Origin of the sequence: Xanthomonas sp. 3075, from assembly GCF_014197275.1 — a bacterium.
In the GTDB taxonomy this organism is placed as follows: Bacteria; Pseudomonadota; Gammaproteobacteria; order Xanthomonadales; family Xanthomonadaceae; genus Xanthomonas; species Xanthomonas campestris_B.
Genome location: NZ_JACIFI010000026.1, coordinates 1 through 19,256, shown reverse-complemented (window position 1 = coordinate 19,256; position 19,256 = coordinate 1). Strand labels below are relative to the sequence as shown.

The 19,256-nt window shown below is 59.4% G+C and carries 24 protein-coding genes; 4 read left to right on the top strand and 20 right to left on the bottom strand.

The features are described from left to right. Positions 1–98: 98 nt before the first annotated feature. Positions 99–1,082 carry a DUF1852 domain-containing protein gene (locus tag GGR62_RS18620; protein ID WP_184409323.1) on the top strand — a complete coding sequence of 328 codons (984 nt, stop codon included), beginning with the start codon at positions 99–101 and terminating at the stop codon, positions 1,080–1,082. Positions 1,083–1,110: 28 nt separating this feature from the next. Then, a complete protein-coding gene (locus GGR62_RS18615; protein ID WP_184409322.1) occupies positions 1,111–2,142 on the top strand; it encodes a methionine synthase in 1,032 nt (343 codons plus the stop codon). A gap of 59 nt (positions 2,143–2,201) precedes the next feature. Here GGR62_RS18615 and kdgT read toward each other — a convergent pair whose 3' ends face one another. The 3 genes from kdgT to GGR62_RS18600 all read right to left on the bottom strand — a co-directional run bounded on the left by kdgT (position 2,202) and on the right by GGR62_RS18600 (position 6,293). Continuing rightward, the gene (gene kdgT, locus GGR62_RS18610; protein ID WP_184409321.1) at positions 2,202–3,176 is read right to left on the bottom strand and encodes a 2-keto-3-deoxygluconate transporter; all 975 of its coding nucleotides are present in this window, start codon (positions 3,174–3,176) and stop codon (positions 2,202–2,204) included. Positions 3,177–3,391: 215 nt separating this feature from the next. Continuing rightward, positions 3,392–4,840: an OprO/OprP family phosphate-selective porin gene (locus tag GGR62_RS18605; protein WP_184409320.1), complete on the bottom strand. Its 1,449-nt coding sequence runs from the start codon at positions 4,838–4,840 to the stop codon at positions 3,392–3,394. Between the two features lie 577 nt (positions 4,841–5,417). After that, complete coding sequence (locus GGR62_RS18600; protein WP_184409319.1) at positions 5,418–6,293, bottom strand: SDR family oxidoreductase; 876 nt, start codon at positions 6,291–6,293, stop codon at positions 5,418–5,420. A 133-nt stretch (positions 6,294–6,426) separates the two neighbouring features. Here GGR62_RS18600 and GGR62_RS18595 point away from each other — a divergent pair, with 133 nt between their 5' ends. Beyond that, a complete protein-coding gene (locus GGR62_RS18595; RefSeq protein ID WP_184409318.1) occupies positions 6,427–6,861 on the top strand; it encodes a helix-turn-helix domain-containing protein in 435 nt (144 codons plus the stop codon). Positions 6,862–7,066: 205 nt separating this feature from the next. On the opposite strand, the gene GGR62_RS18590 is transcribed toward GGR62_RS18595, so the two are convergent. The 17 genes from GGR62_RS18590 to GGR62_RS20985 all read right to left on the bottom strand — a co-directional run bounded on the left by GGR62_RS18590 (position 7,067) and on the right by GGR62_RS20985 (position 18,359). After that, the gene (locus GGR62_RS18590) at positions 7,067–7,339 is read right to left on the bottom strand and encodes a hypothetical protein (RefSeq protein ID WP_184409317.1); all 273 of its coding nucleotides are present in this window, start codon (positions 7,337–7,339) and stop codon (positions 7,067–7,069) included. A 182-nt stretch (positions 7,340–7,521) separates the two neighbouring features. Next, complete coding sequence (locus GGR62_RS18585) at positions 7,522–7,983, bottom strand: isoprenylcysteine carboxylmethyltransferase family protein (protein ID WP_184409355.1); 462 nt, start codon at positions 7,981–7,983, stop codon at positions 7,522–7,524. A 79-nt stretch (positions 7,984–8,062) separates the two neighbouring features. After that, on the bottom strand, positions 8,063–8,512 hold the full coding sequence (locus GGR62_RS18580; protein WP_260306294.1) for a YfeK family protein: 450 nt from the start codon (positions 8,510–8,512) through the stop codon (positions 8,063–8,065). A gap of 116 nt (positions 8,513–8,628) precedes the next feature. Then, complete coding sequence (locus GGR62_RS18575) at positions 8,629–8,811, bottom strand: hypothetical protein (RefSeq protein ID WP_184409316.1); 183 nt, start codon at positions 8,809–8,811, stop codon at positions 8,629–8,631. A gap of 393 nt (positions 8,812–9,204) precedes the next feature. Beyond that, positions 9,205–9,996: a hypothetical protein gene (locus tag GGR62_RS18570; protein ID WP_184409315.1), complete on the bottom strand. Its 792-nt coding sequence runs from the start codon at positions 9,994–9,996 to the stop codon at positions 9,205–9,207. A 345-nt stretch (positions 9,997–10,341) separates the two neighbouring features. After that, entirely contained in the window at positions 10,342–10,794 is a 453-nt protein-coding gene (locus GGR62_RS18565; protein ID WP_184409314.1) for a GNAT family N-acetyltransferase, read from the bottom strand. 71 nt (positions 10,795–10,865) lie between these two features. Next, on the bottom strand, positions 10,866–11,327 hold the full coding sequence (locus tag GGR62_RS18560; RefSeq protein WP_184409313.1) for an RDD family protein: 462 nt from the start codon (positions 11,325–11,327) through the stop codon (positions 10,866–10,868). A 340-nt stretch (positions 11,328–11,667) separates the two neighbouring features. Continuing rightward, positions 11,668–12,168: a hypothetical protein gene (locus GGR62_RS18555; protein ID WP_184409312.1), complete on the bottom strand. Its 501-nt coding sequence runs from the start codon at positions 12,166–12,168 to the stop codon at positions 11,668–11,670. A gap of 787 nt (positions 12,169–12,955) precedes the next feature. Continuing rightward, positions 12,956–13,309 (bottom strand): cupin domain-containing protein, encoded by a 354-nt coding sequence (locus GGR62_RS18545; protein WP_326520272.1) that lies wholly within the window; start codon positions 13,307–13,309, stop codon positions 12,956–12,958. A 463-nt stretch (positions 13,310–13,772) separates the two neighbouring features. Beyond that, the gene (locus GGR62_RS18540) at positions 13,773–14,129 is read right to left on the bottom strand and encodes a hypothetical protein (protein WP_184409309.1); all 357 of its coding nucleotides are present in this window, start codon (positions 14,127–14,129) and stop codon (positions 13,773–13,775) included. Between the two features lie 563 nt (positions 14,130–14,692). Continuing rightward, complete coding sequence (locus GGR62_RS18535) at positions 14,693–15,151, bottom strand: hypothetical protein (protein WP_184409308.1); 459 nt, start codon at positions 15,149–15,151, stop codon at positions 14,693–14,695. 383 nt (positions 15,152–15,534) lie between these two features. Next, entirely contained in the window at positions 15,535–15,921 is a 387-nt protein-coding gene (locus GGR62_RS18530; RefSeq protein ID WP_184409307.1) for a hypothetical protein, read from the bottom strand. A gap of 57 nt (positions 15,922–15,978) precedes the next feature. Beyond that, positions 15,979–16,341: an MAPEG family protein gene (locus GGR62_RS18525; RefSeq protein WP_260306299.1), complete on the bottom strand. Its 363-nt coding sequence runs from the start codon at positions 16,339–16,341 to the stop codon at positions 15,979–15,981. A gap of 293 nt (positions 16,342–16,634) precedes the next feature. Next, the gene (locus GGR62_RS18520; RefSeq protein WP_184409306.1) at positions 16,635–16,889 is read right to left on the bottom strand and encodes a hypothetical protein; all 255 of its coding nucleotides are present in this window, start codon (positions 16,887–16,889) and stop codon (positions 16,635–16,637) included. A 130-nt stretch (positions 16,890–17,019) separates the two neighbouring features. Further along, positions 17,020–17,199, bottom strand: coding sequence for a hypothetical protein (locus tag GGR62_RS18515; protein ID WP_184409305.1), 180 nt, complete (start codon positions 17,197–17,199; stop codon positions 17,020–17,022). A 174-nt stretch (positions 17,200–17,373) separates the two neighbouring features. Next, a complete protein-coding gene (locus GGR62_RS18510) occupies positions 17,374–17,844 on the bottom strand; it encodes a VOC family protein (protein ID WP_184409304.1) in 471 nt (156 codons plus the stop codon). A 113-nt stretch (positions 17,845–17,957) separates the two neighbouring features. Next, a complete protein-coding gene (locus GGR62_RS20985; protein WP_221229366.1) occupies positions 17,958–18,359 on the bottom strand; it encodes a hypothetical protein in 402 nt (133 codons plus the stop codon). A gap of 444 nt (positions 18,360–18,803) precedes the next feature. Here GGR62_RS20985 and GGR62_RS21335 point away from each other — a divergent pair, with 444 nt between their 5' ends. Further along, positions 18,804–19,025: a hypothetical protein gene (locus GGR62_RS21335; protein WP_260306292.1), complete on the top strand. Its 222-nt coding sequence runs from the start codon at positions 18,804–18,806 to the stop codon at positions 19,023–19,025. Positions 19,026–19,256 lie beyond the last annotated feature (231 nt).

Here is a 19,256-nt window from a genome sequence, read left to right as displayed (position 1 = left end):
CTCGCCGATCCAGATTCCCCGCTTCCATCCAGCAGGCATCCAACCCTGCATAGAGCAGTGCGCTCGTCTCTCATTTCGAAACAAGGCGTCAGCTTGCAATGACTCAAGACTTTACCTTCAGCATCAGAAGCCTTCGGTTTGATGAGGACTACCGTCCCTCGGCCAATACGCGCAATACGACGAACTTCGCCAACCTGGCCAGAGGGCAACGTCGTCAGGAAAATTTGCGTAACACGCTTGCGATGATCGACAACCGTTTCAACGACCTGGCACATTGGGATAACCCCAAGCTTGACCGCTACGCTGTCGAACTCGACATCATCTCGGTCGAGATGGACATCGGTGGGAGCGAAAGCAGCGGCGCTTTTCCGTTGATCGAGATATTGAAACCCAACATCCTCGATAAGATGACCGGTGCGCGCATCGACGGCATTGCAGGGAATAATTTTTCTTCCTATGTGCGCGACTACGATTTCAGCGTGCTGCTGCCAGCGCACAATCAGGACACGTCCGGCTTCAGCATCCCGCAGGATTTCGGCAGCCTGCACGGGAAGCTGTTCAAGCACTTCGTGAACTCCGCTGCTTACACCGCGCGTTTCGCCAAGCCGCCGGTCATCTGCATCAGCGTCTCCAGCAGCAAGGTCTACCATCGAACTGGAAACCAGCATCCGATCCTGGGCATCGAGTACAGGCAGGACGAAGGTTCACTGACCGATCGGTATTTCGAGCAGATGGGCTTGCAGGTGCGCTATTTCATGCCGCCGAACAGCGTCGCCCCGTTGGCGTTTTACTTCCTCGGCGACCTGCTGGGCGACTACACCAATCTTGAGCTGATCGGCACCATCAGCACCATGGAAACGTTCCAGAAGATTTACCGGCCAGAAATCTACAACGCCAATTCCGCGGCGGGTGCCATCTATCAGCCGAGCCTGAAGCACCGGGATTACTCGTCTACCCAGATCGTCTACGACCGCGAAGAGCGCAGTCAGCTTGCCGTGACACAGGGGAAATTCACGGAGGAGCACTTCATCAAACCCTACGGAAACATTCTCGAGCAGTGGGCCTCCAGCCACGCTGTCTAATCAACACGCACGCAAGACATCACTTATTATGAATAAGCTGCTCCCTACTTCAACCGCCGGTAGCCTGCCCAAGCCTTCCTGGCTCGCACAGCCCGAGAAACTCTGGTCGCCCTGGAAGCTGCAGGACGAGGAACTGATCGAAGGCAAGCAAGACGCGTTGCGTCTGTCGCTGCAGGAACAGCAGCATGCCGGCATCGATATCGTCAGTGACGGCGAACAGACCCGCCAGCATTTCGTCACCACCTTCATCGAGCACCTCAGCGGCGTCGATTTCGAAAAGCGCGAGACCGTCAGGATTCGCGATCGCTATGACGCCAGCGTGCCGACCGTCGTTGGCGAGGTGAGCCGCCCCAAGCCTGTCTTCGTCGACGATGCAAAGTTCTTGCGCCAGCAAACCCGGCAGCCGATCAAATGGGCGCTGCCTGGTCCCATGACGATGATCGACACCCTCTTTGATGCGCACTACAAAAGCCGTGAAAAGCTGGCATGGGAATTTGCCAAGATTCTCAATCAGGAAGCCAAAGAACTCGAAGCGGCCGGCGTGGATATCATCCAGTTCGACGAGCCGGCCTTCAATGTCTTCTTCGACGAGGTCAACGACTGGGGTGTTGCCACCCTTGAACGGGCCATCGAAGGGCTCACCTGCGAGACCGCCGTCCATATCTGCTATGGCTACGGCATCAAGGCCAATACCGACTGGAAGCAGACCCTGGGCTCGGAATGGCGTCAGTACGAAGAGTCGTTCCCCAAGCTGCAGGCATCCACGATCGACATCGTCTCGCTGGAGTGCCACAACTCGCATGTGCCGATCGATCTGATCGAACTCGTCCGCGGCAAGAAGGTGATGGTCGGCGCCATCGACGTGGCAAGCAATACGATCGAAACACCGCAGGAGGTGGCCGAGACGCTGCGCAAGGCACTCCGGTTTGTCGATGCCGACAAGCTCTACCCGTCCACCAACTGCGGGATGGCGCCGCTCGCCCGACACGTCGCACGAGGCAAACTCAGTGCCCTCAGTGCAGGCGCAGACATCATTCGCGCAGAACTGTCGGCGCGGTAGCGCGCTGGTGCCTGCGTAGATCAGCGGCCAAAGGGGGGGCGGCGCGCCTCCTATGCTCCTCAGCCGGGTGAGGTCGCCGCCGCCTCGCTACGTTTGAACATGCGCCAATAGCAGGCGGTGAGCAGCGGCACCAGTAACGAGGTGACGATCACCGAGCTGGCCACCAACGCGGTGGCGGCCGGTGCCGCCGCTGCGAACTGCGGCGCCATCGCTGCGATCAATGCCGGTGTGGCCACCGCCGCTCCCGCAGTGCTGGAGGCGGCCAGGCCGGCGGTGCCATTGCCGCCGCCGATCAGGCGGTCGGCCAGGATCAGCGGCACGCCGGTGATCACCACCACCGCGATGCCCAGCAGCACGCCATGCACGCCGGTGGTGGCGATCGTGGTCAGGTCCAGCGTGTTGCCGAGTGCGAAGCCGAAGAATGGCACCAGCGTGTGCGTGGCTTGCGCAAAGAACTGCCGTAGCTCCGCGTCGAGATTCCCAAGCGCAAGGCCTGCCAGCAACGGCAGCACGGCGCCGAGGAACAGGCGCGGTTCGAACGAGGCGGCACCGCTGGCGCCCAGGATCAGCATCGTCACCAAGGGGCCGGATTCCAGCGACATCAGCACCACCGCACCGGCTTCCTCGCGGCTGCCGTATTGCTGCATCAACGAGGCATACAAGCCGCCGTTGGTCATGTCCATGGCCGCCACCAACGCCAGCACCGACAATCCTGCCAGTGGGCCGCTGGGCAGGCCGGCGGGCGGCAGCAGCGATTGACACAGCACCGCCACCAGCCATGCCACGCCGATCTTGGTCAGCACCAGCGTGCCGGACTTGCGCAGGACCTGACCGGTGGCACGTAACTGGATGGTCGCGCCCATGCAAAAGAACCACACCGCCAGAATCGGGATGGTGCCGCTGATCAGGCCGTTGCTGAAGCTTCCCAAGGTGGTGCCGGCAGATGGCCATAGCGTGTGGCATAGCGCACCCAGCAACAGGGGCACCAGCATCATGCCGCCAGGCAGGCGCTCGAGCGTGGCTTTGATGCGCATACAACACCTCGGGGATGAGCGGCCATGCGCGCATGCGTGGTCTACATGTGCGGCAATCGGCCATGACCGCAGCATGCGGCGTCACCCGGCGCGGTACCTGTGCGTGGGGCGAACCGATGCGGCCGCGTGCGAACGGGGTGCATGCTGGCCTGCAGACACACACACGCCGGGCGATGGTCCGGCGTGTGTGTGTCGATCAATCAGGCATCGGTGACTCAGTAATTGACCTGCAACTGCAAACGCAGCAGATCGCCTTCGACCACCGGATACGGCGCGGCCGACACATCGGTGCGCTTCATCTTCGAATACGCGAACACCAGTTCCAGCGCATCCATCGGTTGCCATTCGACACCGGCTTCCACTTCGTCCAGACGCATGCGCGGCGCATTGGTGTCGAACTTGGAACCGCCGCGGTAGGTCTGCCACTTCAGGTACGGCAGCAAGGTGCCGTAGCTGCCATCGTGCTTGTACATCGCCTGCACGTAACCGCCGCTCAGTGAACGGGTGCGGATGCGGCGCTGCGCGACATCCAGTTCCGGGCCACGGCCCACCGTCCACTCGGCCTGCAGGCCGAACGGCTGCGGGTAGTAAATGATGTGTGCGGCCACGCGTTGATCGGTGTAGCCGTTCGGATCGGTGATGGCCGGGGTGAAGCTGCGGCCATCGATGCTCACCGCCGCCGCGCTGGGCACGAAGCGGCCGCTGTAGGCGTCGGCGCCCACTTCCAGATACTGGCCGTTGGCGAACTTGAACGGGTAGGTGGCGTGCACCACCGCATGCATGCCGTCGTTGCGCTCGGCGCGGTTGGCGCCTTGACCGTTGTAGACGCCCGCGCCCAGCACGCCATAGTCGCCCGAGCCCTTCAGGCCGGATTTGACCAGATCCTGGAAGCGTTCCTTGGCCACGGTCGGGCTGTAATAGAACACCGCACCGATATCGCGTTCGTCGCGCAGGCCGGAGTTGAGCGCGTCGGCGCGATCCAGGGTCAGACGGTTCTGGCTGGATTGCAGGTTTTCCCAACCGTAGGGCATCTTCGACTGGCCGACACGCACGCGGTATTCGCGCTTCTTGTCGAAATAGATATCCGCATACGCATCGCGCAGCTGCGCGAAGTTGGAGGTGGTCGAGCCGGTCGGGGTGCTGGCAAAATCCGGCTGGAAGTACAGCGACACGTGCTCGTTGAGATCGCCGCTCAGCACCAGGCGTGCGCGGCGGATGCCCAGGCTCTGGTCGTTGCCGATGAAGCGGTCGCCCGGCGCGCGCAGATCCTGCGCGTCGCCGCCGACGCCCTGGTTGTAACGGATCTGGGTGTAGCCGCGCAGGCTGAGCTTGTCGTACCACTTCTTGGGGGCATCGCTGGCCTTGGCCGGGGTCGCTGCAGCCGGCATGGGCGCCGGTGCGGCCTGGGCGACGGCGGTCTGCGCCGGGGTTGGTGCGGCGGGCGGCGGCGGCAATGCCGGTGCGGCCGGCAAGGCGGAGGCAGGCAGCTTGCCGTTCTCGTCGACCTGCACGAAGGTGCCCAGCTTGTCGCGGCCCGGTGCCGGCGAAGCGAAGATCTGCTTGGTCTTGCGGTCGACGTACAGCTCCAACTCTGCGGCCAGCATACTGCCGCTGGCAGTGGCGCTGAGGGCGCACAGGACGGTGGCGAGGTTGCGTTTTTTCATTGGTCCGGCTCGTACAAGGGGAAACGGGTCGGCGGCAACGTCAGGCCTGCGTTGTGCGGCAGGGCAGCGGACACGGCGCCGGCGCGCCCGCCAAGGCGCCCGGTCGTCCTGACGGTGCGGCAATGTGTGCAGTTATATTTAGATTTCATGTCAGTTTGGTGACATGCAGGAGCGCTCAGCCGTTGATGCTTGTGTCAACAGCATGTCCGGGCGATGGCAGTTGTGCGACCGCTGCGAGGCGGGCCCATCTGCGCGCAGCCAGTGCGTGCGCAGGCGCGTTTGCGAGGTGGCCGGGCCGCTCGCCCTTTGCGAAGTGTGGCGGCCGTGCCCAGGCGGCCGTTGCGGCGCGCTGGTGCGGTTGCTTGCGATCAGCAACCGCACCCGGGAAGCGACGACGCACGATCACGACGCCATCGCCATCGCCGCACATCGCCCTGCGCAGGTGGCCTGGCGACCGACGCCGGCCTGTACCGGCCTTCGATCGCGCAGCTGTCTGCCGAGCAGGAGCTGCTGGTCTGTCGCCAGGCAGGTGTTTGTTGAGGCAGCTTGGTGGCGGCGCTGTGTGCCGCCGCCGGACTCAGCCTGTCAGTGCTGCCGCCACCGCCTCGTGCAACGGTGTGGTGGGGCGGCCAATCAAACGGCTCAGGGTCTGGCTGTCGTCGAACAGGCTGCCGCCGCGCGAGGAGGCCGAGCACTGCGCCAGCACCTGGGCAAGCGCCGCCGGCAGGCCGATCTGCGCCAGCGCCGCGGCATAGTCGGCCTCGGGCAGATCGTGATACGTCACCGGCGTGCCGGACTGGCGCGCCACTTCTGCGGCGTATTCGGCCATCGTGAAGGCGCGATCGCCTGCCAGTTCGTAGATCCGCCCGGCCTGCGGCGTTTCCGAGGCCAGTACCGCTGCGGCAGCGGCAGCATAGTCGGCCCGCGTGGCCGCACTGATCCTGCCCTCACCGGCGCTGCCGATCACTGCGCCGTGCGCCACTTCGGCCGCGACCGAGCCGGTGTAGTTCTCGGTATACCACCCGTTGCGCAGCAGCACATGCGGCACGCCGGTCTCGCGCAGCAGCGCCTCGGTGACCACATGCTCCGAGGCCAGCGACAGCGTGCTGGTGTCGGCGTGCAGCACGCTCGTATAGGCCAGCAATTCCACGCCGGCGCGCTTGGCCGCTTCGATCACGTTGCGATGCTGTGGCACGCGTTCGCCCACTGCATTGGACGACACCAAGAGCACCCGGTCCACGCCTGCAAAGGCCTGATCCAGGCTGAGCGGGTCTGCATAATCGGCGCGGCGCATACTGATGTCGCGTTTTGCGAACCGCGCGAGTGACGCAGTGTCGCGGGCCGTTGCTACGATGCGGGCGGCTGGCACACGCTCCAGTAGCGCTTCGACCACCAGGGTGCCCAGCTGCCCGCTGGCGCCGGTGACGAGGATCAGGGGAGACGTGTTTGCCATGATGAGCTCCAAGAGGTATCGATAAGAGGTCTGGTCTACAGTAGAGACTACTGATACCAAAATTTTCTCAGGGCCCTTCGATCCTCCGCAAGGAGGCAGTTTTCCACTCCCTGGTTACCGTGAGATACCCCCAGTGAACGCAATTGCTCTGTTTCCAGCGCCACCGTCCCTGCAAGGTATGCCGTTTGACGCCACCAAGTGCCCGGTGCGCGACGTGCTCGATCAGATCGGCGACAAATGGACCATGCTGATCCTGCTGACGCTGATCCCCGGCCCGTCCCGCTTCAGCGCCATCCAGCGCGCCGTGCCGGATATTTCCAAGCGGATGCTGACCCAGACCCTGCGCAACCTTGAGCGCAACGGCATGATTACCCGCAAGGTCTACGCGACCAAGCCGCCAAGCGTGGAATACGCGCTGTCCAAGCTCGGCGTCGCGTTGCTCGTGCCGGTCTACCAGCTGCTGAACTGGGCCACCGAGAATCACGCGACGGTCCGCGCCGCGCGCGAGCGCTACGACCGCGCCCAGGAGAGCATTGGTTCACTGCAGGCAGACGAAGCACTGGCCTAGCGGTGGTGAAGTCTGGCGCGCGCCAGGCGGCGCGGCCGGATCGCTCGGCTTGGTTGTGGGCTTGGTCAATCGCACTGAACATGCACGGCCTGGTGCGTGTTGCTGCGCCAGCGACGCCTGTGCACGCGCGTCGCTTGGCGGACGGCGGCGCCCCTTGGGATGATTGCGTTGCTGGGCAGCGCACGCTCCAGTGGCTGCGACCAGCTCACCAACCGATCTCTGCGTCGGTTGCCGGCGCGCCGTATTGCACCAGCGGGAGCTTGCCCGACGGGCCTGCTGCAAGTGCTTCGATCGACTGGCCCAAGCGCGTCAGCCCCACATGGCGGCGTGCGTAATCGCTGGCGAGCGCAGTGCCCCAGGCGGCGGCCAGTTCCGCGTGCGGTGCAACGATTTCGATGCAGGCAGGCCACTCGTGATCCTGCTCGCACTGATCGACAGCGTTATCGCGAAACCACACCGTGTACAGATAGGCAGGCATCCCGTTGCGTCCTCATGGTCGATGTTGCGTGTTGCCGCGACAGCGTTGCCGGCATGGAGGACATTCAGTTCCTTGCCACGGGAAACGCATCGCCCAAGGTCTCTAGCCGCCTTGTGTCGCTGTAGGCACAGGGGGTCTTGCCCGATCCTGCATGACGCCGTTCGCAGGTGGCGAAAAGGAACTCACAGCCAGCGTTGGACACGCTTGCAGAACTGCGCATAGCTGTCCGGAAAACGCGCCGCCAGTTGCCGCTCTTCCGGCATGATCTGAAATCGCGTCACGTACAGTACAAACGCCGGGACTGCGAGCAACGCTATCGGGTTCTGCAGATAAAGTGCCCAACCCAGCAAAATGGCAGCATGACCGACATACATCGGGTTACGTGTATAGCGATACGCGCCGCTGGTGATGAGCTGCGTAGCCTGTGCTGGCGTGAGTGGATTGACGGTCGTCCCGGCACGCCTGAACGCGCGCTTGGGAAGGCCATTGAGCGCAGCGCCGCCACACGCACATGCGATTGCAGCGGGCGTGCTGAGCGGCAGCGGGCATGCAAATGCCGGGGTCGAGCGTGCCACTGAAAAAGCGGCAATACCGAGCACGATCATCACGATCGGGGGCGGGATTCTTGTCTCAAGCCACTGCATTGCACACTTGTCCATGGTTGATCGCCAATCCCACGAGTCTGCAGCACGGCAGCGGCCGGACCTGAGGACATCGCGCGGATCAATGCGTTAGCTGACGCTCACTGCCAGCATTCGCCGGCGACTGACGCAGCTCGCGGAGCTTGCCGGTGAACCATGCCTGGCTCGCCACCGCTGCGCCAGTACCGCAGCGGACCTGATAAGGCTTGCCGGACATGCTGCTCTTGGTGGCGGTAAGTTCGATGAACGATTCCGTGGACGTCACCAGTCCCTTTTTCTGCAAGTAGTCGTACTTGCGCTGCAGGTGCTCGCTGGCCTTTGCTGCGGCGTACCACGCACCATTGCGCGAAAACTGGCAATTGGATCGTTCCAGCACCTTGAACAACTGACCGATCTCGCGTGCGGTGGTCGGCGTGACCGCTTGCGCCGATGCACAGGCGCCCAGCAGCAGTGCAACGAGAAAAAATTTGGCGTTCATCGACCGGATGATAGCGGACTGCCGCCAGTTGCCGATCGTTAGCAAGGCCGCCAACAACCATCACCTGCGCCGTCACTATGGATAGCATCTCATCGCGATCACAAGGCGACCGGTCCGTGCGCTCTAGTCAAGCGCGCCGCCGCGCAGCAGGCCGCCGCACGCTGCAAGCCTCACAGCGCGCCGTGCCGCCGAGCTGACGCGATGCCCAGCACGACGCCGAGTGACAGACCCAGGGTGATGCCCTGCGGCATGTTGCCGAGCACCATTCCGAGCGACGCGCCAACACCCGCGCCGATGGCAAGGCTGGTGCCGACCAGCTTGGAATAGAGCTTGGTGTTTGCAGGCTTCAACATACGCACTCCTTCAACGGATGACCCACTCAAACCGCCTCATCTGGCGTTCTTGCTGCATCGCGCGGGCCGTGCGGCGACACGATGCCGCGACCGATTTTAATGACCAGGCCACATGTTGCAAGTTATGACCCGCGTTACGTCCCGACCCACCACGACCGTCGTCTGCCGACAACACGCCGCATTTCCATGCGCAGCGTTGCGCACGGATGCCAGATGTTTTCCGCACAGGACCTCCAAACCGTTGACGCAACGACGGCATGCGGCCGCACACGGCCGAGCATGCATGCCACGGATCGGAGTCGATTCCGCAACTGGTGCGCAGCGTAGGAATCGAACTGTCCGGCAACGGTGTGCGCTCAGTTGACGTGGCGTCACTGTTGCCAGAGCGCGGGGTTACGCGCCTGCCTGCTCGTATCGCAGCAAGGTCGCGCCATCAAAATAGTTTCCGTAATATTCCCCTGCACGCAATCCAGGGTTGGCCACGAAGTCGATGTAGGGCGCGGAGCAGTGCGGACAGCGGAAAGGGTTGAGATACGCATAGGCCGACCCATCCGGCGCCAGTGGTAGCGCTGCTTCCAATGCGGCGAGTTCTTTCGCATCGGGCTCCGATAGCGCTGCAGGGCTTCCGGGGATATGGCTATCGACGATGATCGTGTGCTTGCCGGAGGCCGAGTAAAAATAGCCTGCATCGCTGAAGCCCGCGTGGTAAGAACGAATGCGGAACGATCGCCTGCAAACATCGCATTCGCAGGAAAGGATGACATTCCCGCTGGTCACCATGCCACTGAAGTGTAGCCCTCTGCTAAACAGCCCCTTGCCGGCTAGCGCTGCATTCCTGACCGCGGCACCCGGCAGAAAGAACGGCTGAAACCTGATTCCCGACACCTTGCCCGCAGCAAACTCATCCGGGTCACGCTGCTCGGATTGAGAGACAACGCAATCGGCCTGACAGCCAAGATTGGGATGCACACGGATGGAAAAGTGAAACCATCCCGACGCCTCACCAAGATCATGTGCATGGATGTCTCCAGTCGCGTCGATGAACTCCAGAGTGCGGTTGTCAGCCAATCGGGCGGAGGGCGTCACTTCGCACGGAAGATCCTGCGCCGTGATGCTGCACAGCGCTTGCCCATCAGCCCGGACGATCAATAACGGTGCGGTTTTCTTCCTGAAGAAGGAGAACATGACGTTCCTGTCTGCAATGGATAAGGGATGGGTCGATCGGCAGATTGCGGTGCAATGCGGCTGCGCACTCGAATCATAAGGATTGCAGGAAGCCTGCAGTGCGGAGATGAAGGAAGAAACCAGCCAACGTGTCGGGCGGCTCAATCCATGCAGCAGGGGGAAACGCTGCAATGCAGGCCATGGCGATGCAATACAACGGTGCCACGCACTGGTCGAGGGTGGCAGGGAGGCAAGCATTGGACATGCTGCATCGCGTACTTCCAGGCGACGCAGGACCGGAGACATTGGTTGCTCGCCATGCTTGCAGTATCGCCATCGATGCCAGGTCGCTGCGTTCCCGCTTTGCTAAGATTTCGCCATCGCGCGGCCGCGCGTGACGCTTTCCTTCTTGTACGCCATGCCGACACTCCCGGGAGCGGTCAGCGCGAAGCCGAAGTGTTGATAGAGCTTGTACGCCTGACCATCGGCGATCAGGCTGACATATGCAGAGTCGGGGACTTCCCGCTCGACGTAGTGCTGGATCTCCTGCATCACGGCTTTGCCCAGTCCGCGGCCCTGAAATGCCGGAAGAACTGCGATATCCACGACCTGATAGAAGCAGCCACCGTCACCGATGACACGCCCCATCGCAACCGGCTCGCCATCGCAAAGCACCTGGACGCTGAAGAGCGAATTGGGTAAGCCGCGTTCGGCGGCCTCCATCGACTTCGGGCTCAGACCACTGGCCTTCCGAAGATGCCGATACGTTTCAATCGTCGGCGTTTGATGCACGACCTGATAAGGAAATAATTCAGTCATCACAAGATTTTCTGCAATGTCGACACAGTAGTTGACGCGAGGATTGGTATGCGAACCGCCCCATGGCAGTGTCAACGCTCAAACGGCGCAGCCGATGCTTCACGACGTTTCTTCTTGACCACAACCGTGCCGGCGATATGGTCGTGCCAGCCTTGCTTCCTAGGATCGAAGCTGACCCAGAGACACCCAATGAAAAATGCGGCCGTGCTGATGAAGTAAGCGAGATAGCGAACGATCGCTCTACCCAAGGTGATGTTCTCACCGGTACGAGCATTGACGATGCGGGCGCCGAAGGCCATTTTTCCTGGTGTTTGGCCGCGAACCACCCAGAGCCAGCAGGAAATGATGGCTGGTAGAACCCAGCTGACGATGACGTCGGCTGGGCCTTCAATGAAGCTGTCGCTGGTCCAGTAAGATTCACCGTAGATAAGGGTGAGCAATGGAAGCGTGATCAGGCAAAAAAGCAATCCGTCGATGATTGCTGCGCCCACGCGAGGCCAGAATCCAACGTACTCCATGTCTTGATGCGTCATGTGCTGTCTCGTATTGAAGCGTGCTGGTACACCAGCAATGGAAGGGCCGTACGGTTTGTCGGCCGGCAATGTTACACGGCCCAGGCCTGCTGCCCGATTCGCTCACAGAAAACGTCGAACCATCTTCGGATTGATATGGGGCGGAGGTCAGTCAGTAACGCGGTAGTTACAACGACTGCAGGGCAAGGCCGATCGATTCTTTCGCACGCGTGCTGATGGCAGGCAATGCCGCCAATCGCTGCGCCACAACAATGATCCTATCTTTGCCCGGTCATGGGGATGCGTCAGGCGCGGACTCCCTTCGCTTTGGCACAGCGCCAGGAACGTACCGTCATCAAGGTCACCCCTCGCCGTTCTGTGTGCCAGATACCGGTACCCGTGTGGAACGACCATGTTTCATGCGGCGTGCCTCGTGCGCTAGCCACAGCCACATCGCAAGGGCGAAGACGTTGATGCCGATGGCGATGGCTGCGGACGGCTCGTCGAGCGAGTAGGAAAAGCTGCTACCGAGCATAAAATTCACGCGGGTCTCTATCGGTACGAACTGAAGTGTGGCGGTCAGGTGGAAGCCGCTGGAAAAAAAATAGCTAAATACAGGGCTGGTAAACGACGGTACCTGAATCAGCCAAAATTTGGCGTTGGAGCGCTCCGCACCGGGCTGGCCTTCAAGCAACCTGGAGCCGCACCAGATCCCCCAGGCATAAAGCAGGATGAAGGCCAGCGAAAAGACCCACTCCAGTGGTTTGCGCTGCTGCACCAGCACCGTAGATATGACCACTATCCCAAGAGCGCCGCCACCAATCGCCAGGATTCCTGCAACCCGTCGCTTCCAGATCTGCATGTTGTTCCCTCATGTGTGATTGACGCCGGCATTGGACGCGAATCTACCATGGGTGTTAACGCTTGGGCTCGGTTTCTTCCAAAGGACGTTTGCTGGAACACTCGATGTGGGGCTCGAAGGTCTTGAGCATTGCCGGAAGCTCGTACTCGTTCAAGTGAGCGCGGTATTTATGGAAAAGTGCCGACAGACGCAAGTGATTCGGACCTACGACATCCATGCCTCGATCATCGTATGGCCATACCAGCAAGCGTTCCTGCAAGTTGAAAAGATAGATGTTGCAGGACGTCCGTGGCCGAATCGCCCCGCAATCCACCGCCATAGAGCACCACAGGAAATGTGGAAGCAATGATAAGGGAGCGGCAAACGCCAGGTGTATTAACCATCCGTCGCCGCCGTCTTCGAGCTCCCTTTCCGTCGGGGCAGGACTACACCAAATGCTCCTCTCAGGCGGAATGTCTATGTCTGCCTCCAGCATTTCCCTGATGTGCTTACGGTGGGCGAAGTGACTCCTCTCTGCATGAACTTGCAGACAGACAACAAGCGAGCCTTCAATGGCAAATATCTCATCGCAAATCATTTGCGATTTCTGGAGCGCAACGACGAATCGCCTAATAGGTGAGCATCCATCCGATAACGCAAAGCGCAAGCCACCAGGATGGGAGTGGAAAAGCGGCCGTGCAAAAGCCCTGCCCCCGAAGGCTGCCTCAATTGCGCTCCTTAAATGCATGTGACCTCTATTGGCTGAGCGACGCCGCGCGGCGAGACCGGCGTCGACTTGGATGAATGCTTAGCCGCTCAGATCGACCGGCCGCAGCTGGTCCGCAAGCGAGCGTGTCTTGTCTATGGTGAGATCGCCGGTATGCAGGGTTGACTTACGCTCAATGAGCATGATGTGGCACTCTTCATCGGCCACAGGGTTATGTCGTACGCCTTTGGGGACGACAAACATCTCGCCCTCGTTGAGGTCAACCGCACGGTCCTCCAACTCGATGCGGAGGCGACCCTTGAGAACGAGGAATAGCTCATCCTCGTTTTCGTGGCTATGCCAGGCCAACGCGCCCTGGACTTTAGCGACCTTGATGTACGCGTCGTCGACTTCGGCGATCACGCGAGGCGACCATAGTTCGGTGAGCGTGCTCACGACATTTCTTGGAGAGACTGCATTGACCATCTGTGTTCCTGCCGTATAGCGTCTGAGTCAAGCCGACCCGCCAAGCAAGTTCGGCTTCAGTGGATTTCAGACAGCATGCTGGGACTCTGCACGATGATATGCAACTTTCTTGGCCCCAAAGCCGTGACGGGAGTGGGCTGGAAACATATTGCTCGTCTAGCGTTCGGGACGCGACAAGTCTGCATCACTCCGTCTCCGTACGCGAGCAGCTCACCTTGGCCGAATCCGATGGAGCCGTCTTACTCGAAGCGGCGCCGGATCAGCTGTCCCTTGCCATCAGCCGCGACGATGCTTGGCGAAGCTGTGGATAGACCTTGCCAGGCAAGCGACATTGAAGTGAACGTAACAATACTCGATGTGCGAAAAATGCGACCCATTTAGTCCAGGGTCCAAGATGGGTTGCTGGCGAAGCCAGTTCGCCGTTGCTGATGTGTCAGGCGGCATTGTGCGCCATTGCATGCAAGCGGAACATCAGGAAATCCAGGCGATGCTTGCACGTTGCACAATAAAAATCCTGCGTGATACTCGGGTTATCTACCTCGCGTAATAACGTGAGCGGATAGATCGGAAGCGGGCCGTCAGGCAGACCCCAATAGTCCGGATAATACGACCCAAAGTCGGCATCACAAAAATCGCATAGGACAATCTCTCGATCCCAGAGCTCAAAGACGTTGTACTCGTGCTCTTTGCGGGAGAAGTGCTCCAACTCTTGGGTCGCATGCCCGCAATCGAAGCAGGGCGCCACGTCGATCGCTTCAAGGGTGGACGAGCAAAATGGGCAATTTTTCATGGTGCCTAACGTTTGAATTAAGCCGCCCCGCGAAACGCCGTCGGCTTGAATGAATTGTTAGACCGCATCTGCCGTCCAAACCTCGACCAAGTCGCCGTCGACAAAGCCGACACATACTGCGGTCGCGATGCGAAGCACGCTTGCCTGTGAGGTAGATGAGTTCTCAATGAAAGATCTCACCTCTTTACCCACGTAAGCCACCGCTTGTTCCCACTCGGTTCCCGCGACAGAGCGTGCGAGTACGAACTCGAGTGGCTGCGATGACCATAACTCAGGTGGGCAAGCCCACTCAGGATCATCTTGGTCGTAAGTGCCAGCTCCAATCAATTCTACGATCCAGTCGCCGCATTCCGCCAGGTTGAAGTTGTAAGCCACGACTCCATCGGGAGTGCTGGATGGTACGGTTTGGTGGAGCCAGGTGGAGAAGGACAAAGTTCGGGATTCTGTCATGCGGCCTAACGCCTGAATTAAGCCGTCCCACAGCAGGGCGGCGACTGGCTGCAAATATAGCCGAAGACGGCACTTAGGCGCCACCCTGACGTGGGTCGGGCTTGAATGATTGGTTAGACCGCAAGGCGGTATGGGTACAGAAAAAAGAGACCAGATGATATTTGCTCAATTGACTGTTCCGTATCTGCGATCAGATTTGGATCATCAGTAGATTCGAACTGACGGATGATGTCGGCCAATTGAAGCCATTGGCCGAAATTTATCCCGAGAATTTGAGGTGTTGCATCCAGTCCGGAATCATGATCCAAAAAAGCAACGTGTTGATCGCTGCCGGTAGAAATAAGCCAAGCGTCTCCCGTGCCAGATGTTGCAAAGACCCACCAATCTTTACCAAGTCCTGCCAGGGGTGCATCACGGCCTTCTGTCTCATTCTTGGCAGAGAGAGAGTCAAGAAGAACGAAGTCTCCTGCAATCTCAATGAATGGAAGACGGTGATCCTGGCTTAAATGAGGCAACTCAGACGCTGAAAGTAGCTCAAGTGCGATTGTCCGAGGATTGCGTAGTTCTAACATTGCGGTCTAACCTACGAAATAAGCCGACTGGCGAAGCCAGTTCGGCTTGAATGAATTGGTAAGTGGGGATGTACTGACACGCCCACCGCTTGAGCCCAAGAGTGCTACAACGCCGCAGTTTTGGGCTTGCCCGACGCGATGGCACGTGGTGCAACCAATCCAGGACAACGGCAGACCCAGCGCTCCCGAGGCCGACGCGTACGCTCCAAGTGCAGCCATGGCAACACCGCCATCGGCGCCGACCCTGGACGACTCCGCAAACTCCCCGAAGCAGAAACCATACGAATCTATCCGAAACACCACGTAGAACCGAAACACCACGTAGAACCTGAATTAAGCTGACTGGCGAAGCGGGTTCGGCTTGAATGAATTGTTAGGCCGCACTAGCTGTACTCCCTAACATGTGGAGGCTGCGCTGAGATCACAGACACGCACAGGCACTCAGAAACGATCAACCACTCCTGCATCTGATCGAGTGCAGACGTTACGTGCAAGTAGTGGCCGGCTGCTCGATCGCGCCAGCCACCTGAGACGACCCTGTATAAGAAATGTTTGCTCTTGAGCGGAGCGTGCCAATACTCAAGCATGTCTCCTTCATCCATGACCTGGAAGGCGCGGGCGAAAGAGAAATGGACCTCAGCGTATCGATCAATGCCTACAGGAGCAGAAAGCACCACTCGCAACCCTGAGCTGGTGTTAGTGATCTCGCTCACGTCGGAGTCGTCGTACCATTCGATCTCTTTGCCGACAGATTCTAGGAGAGTTTGCATGCGGCCTAACGCCTGAGTTAAGCCGGCCCGCGAAGGGCGTTCGGCCTGAATGAATTATTAGTTGGCAACCGTCGAGAGTAGAAGCATGACTTGCCAGATGAGAAGTAGCACTGTGGGGTAGAAAGTAAGTGCGAAGCCAAGTGCACGAGCGCGTGCGCCACCACTATAGGAGGCAAAGAATGTCAGCCTACCAAGCAAGAAGGCACAAGCGCACGCGGGAGCTGCGGCTTGAATGCTGGGGCGAGTACTGAGCAGGGCAGCGACGTAAACGGGGAGTGCCAACGCCAGCTGTTCCGTTGTATTCTGCAGTAGAGATTCTAACGTTCTGGCTCGGTCAGTCCCGACGCTCAATGCGCTGCCGTCAATGTCAGCAGGTGTGAAGAAGCGATGTTTGGCCATACGAGCAATAGCGACGCACATTGCTGTGGCGGGCAACAACAGGCTGATTGCAATGCGATCTACAGCGTCCCATCCCAAAAACGCCCTTGATGCCAAGAAAACAACCAGCAAAGAGGCGATGAGGCCTGAAGCCATGCCAAGGGCGACTCCGCGCTGCTTTTCGTCCAGGTGCACTATGAGCTCCTTTGCCGGCTAACGCCTGAACTAAGCCGACTTGCGTAGCGGAGCCAAACACATGGCAAGCTCTTTCTGCAATGTGTTTGGTGTAGCGAAGCAAGTTCCGCTTGAACGAATTGTTAGGCGGCTGTGCGCCATTACTGCAAGCCTGCACTGGGAGGCCCGACAAGAGACTCTACGCCTTCCTCGCGAACTGTCCGCAACACTTCATCCAACGCGGCTTGGTCTGTAGCAAATAGATCGTCCCAAACCGTCGAGTTGTTGGAGGCATCAACAGCCTCGAGTGTCCAGTCGCTGTTCTCGCCGCGGTAGATCTCGATGCGAACAGTGTGCCCTTTGTCAGTGATCGATCGGCAGAGCGGGGACATTACGAGTTGGTAGTCGTCTTCCATTGCTTTTTTCTCAAGTTTGCGATGTTGTAGGTCAGCCGCCTAACGCCTGAATTAAGCCGAACCGCCAAGCGGGTTCGGCTTGAATGAATTGTTAGGCCATGAGCAAGGAAATCCCACTAGCTGCGATTCTTTATTCATCGGTGGAGCTGGTAATCAAAAGCTCGAGGGCATTGCCGTTGATGTCTACGAAGAGCCGGCTGCCATCCTTGAATCGGATCCCTACCTCGCCTGGTTGGTGGCGCCAGACAGTCTCGACCATTTTTCCACTTAGCAGCTCAGTGGCCCGTTTGGCTTCCTCTTCAAGCGTCATAAACTTTTCCCTTGCAGCCTAACACCTAAGCTCAGTTGCCGCCGGAGCAGCCGAAGGCAGCCGAAGCGCGGAGCGCTTTGGGCAGTCAACTGCAGCGATTTGTCGGGCACCCAAGGCAACCTCAGTAAACTGTTCGAGTCACCATGAAGTTGTGAAACATGCCCGAAAATAGAATCATTTATCCAAGGACGGCGGTTGCATGAGTTCAAGTGCTGTTCCTGACGGACCTACGATATACATCACATGAGTACCAGCACGCGAGCCTTCTTCGATCTTCTGGGGTTTACCTTGAGCTTTCCAGCCATAATAACCGACCTTTTCGATCACTGCCTCAATGTTGCTTACTTGAATGGCCAAGTGAAGTATCCCGGTACTGTAAGGCCTGGAGGGAGCCTCCGTGCGCTTTGTAACATCGTCGTACTCTAGCAATTCGATTTTTTGGCCAGCGAGCTCAACTATTGCCATTTTTACGGTTGCATTCTTGGCGCCGGTCACCTGCGTCAGGAAGTCGCCAGCCATTTCCCCGGTGCGGATAAGTTCAGCGCCCAGGGCTTCGGTCCAAAACAGTATGGCGTCGTCGAGAGATGGCACTGAAATGCCTACGTGGTCTGAACGATAGACCTCAAAATTTAGTGACGATGTCATTGATCACCTTGAAATTACGAAAGTTAACTATTGATTGACTTGCCGCACTAAACGACAGTGCCTAACGCCTGAATTAAGCCGAGCTGCGAAGCGGCGTCGGCTTGGACGAATTGTTAGGCCCCGCCTGCGCTGACGGCAATGGCGACCACCGGAGTGGTGACAAACCAGGCTGCTGCCACGAGAAGGAACCTGCGAGCTTGACGCCAGAGCGGCTGCACGGCCGGCGGAACGGTGCTGGCCGGCATGTTTAGCCACCCGAGTTCGCGGAAGTTGTTGTAGTAGCCAGAACCCAGGCCAGGAACAGTCGTTACGTGTTCCCACGTGGCTGGATCAGCTGCCCGATGCGCGGAGCGCACACGCTGGTTGAGTACGGCTCCAAAGCCGGCGACGAGAACGAAGCTTAGCAGCGCATAGGCGGTGCCAAGAGCTTCGCTTGGGCCGAGCGCTACGAAGCGGATTAGAAGCGCCGCGATCGCGAGAAGAGTCCAGATTATGAGTAGCCAGCGAATTCTCATGCGATAACTAACGCTTGAATTAAGCCGAGTTGCAAAGCGACTTCGGCTTGAATGAGTTGTTAGGCAGTGAGTGGCCGCGAAGGTTGGATGGTGCAACCATGCTCCCCAGCACTGCCGCCTGGACCGAGTGTGCCACAGCTTGCGGGATGGAGCTTGCCCAGCGATGCAGCGGCGCGTGATGCCACCGAAGCCAACTGCAACGAGCGCAGCGCGGGAACGACGTGCCAAGGCGAAGCACCGAACTTACCGCAACCAGCAACGGTGATGACTGCTGTCCGGAGCCAACCGCATGCATGCCTGCGAACTCACCGAAGCGGCAACCACCAACGCATTTGCTCCACCACGGCCTAACGCCTGAATTAAGCCGGCCCACAGCAGGGCGGCGACTGAGTGCAAATATAGCCGAAGGCGCGCACTTAGGCGCCGCCCTGATGTGGGCTCGACTTGAATGAATTGTTAGGCCGCTTACCCATTGAGCGCGACCGCGAGCAAAGGAGCTTCACCGGCCTCAACGCAACGCCAGTTGACGAACCCAGCGCACTCAAGAAATGCAGTAAAAAGCTCGGGACAACGGGCCTTAAAGCCGGCAGCATGATCTATAACGAGCGCAAGCGTCTGTCCCGGAGCGACATGAACACTTGTCATGCCCGCAGGCGGATCATCTAGGCAAGATAGGCAATCGATCCAGGCATTCATGTTGCGTCCGTAGAACGCGGGGAACCCAAACTGGGTTGCGAACACAGAGTGGAACGACTCAGCGTCAACAATGTCATTGGCATCAATACGCAACATAGTCCCTAAGCGGCCTAACGCTTGAATTAAGCCGAGTTGCGAAGCAACTTCGGCTTGAATGAGTTGTTAGGCAGTGAGTGGCCGCAAAGGTTGGATGGTGCAACC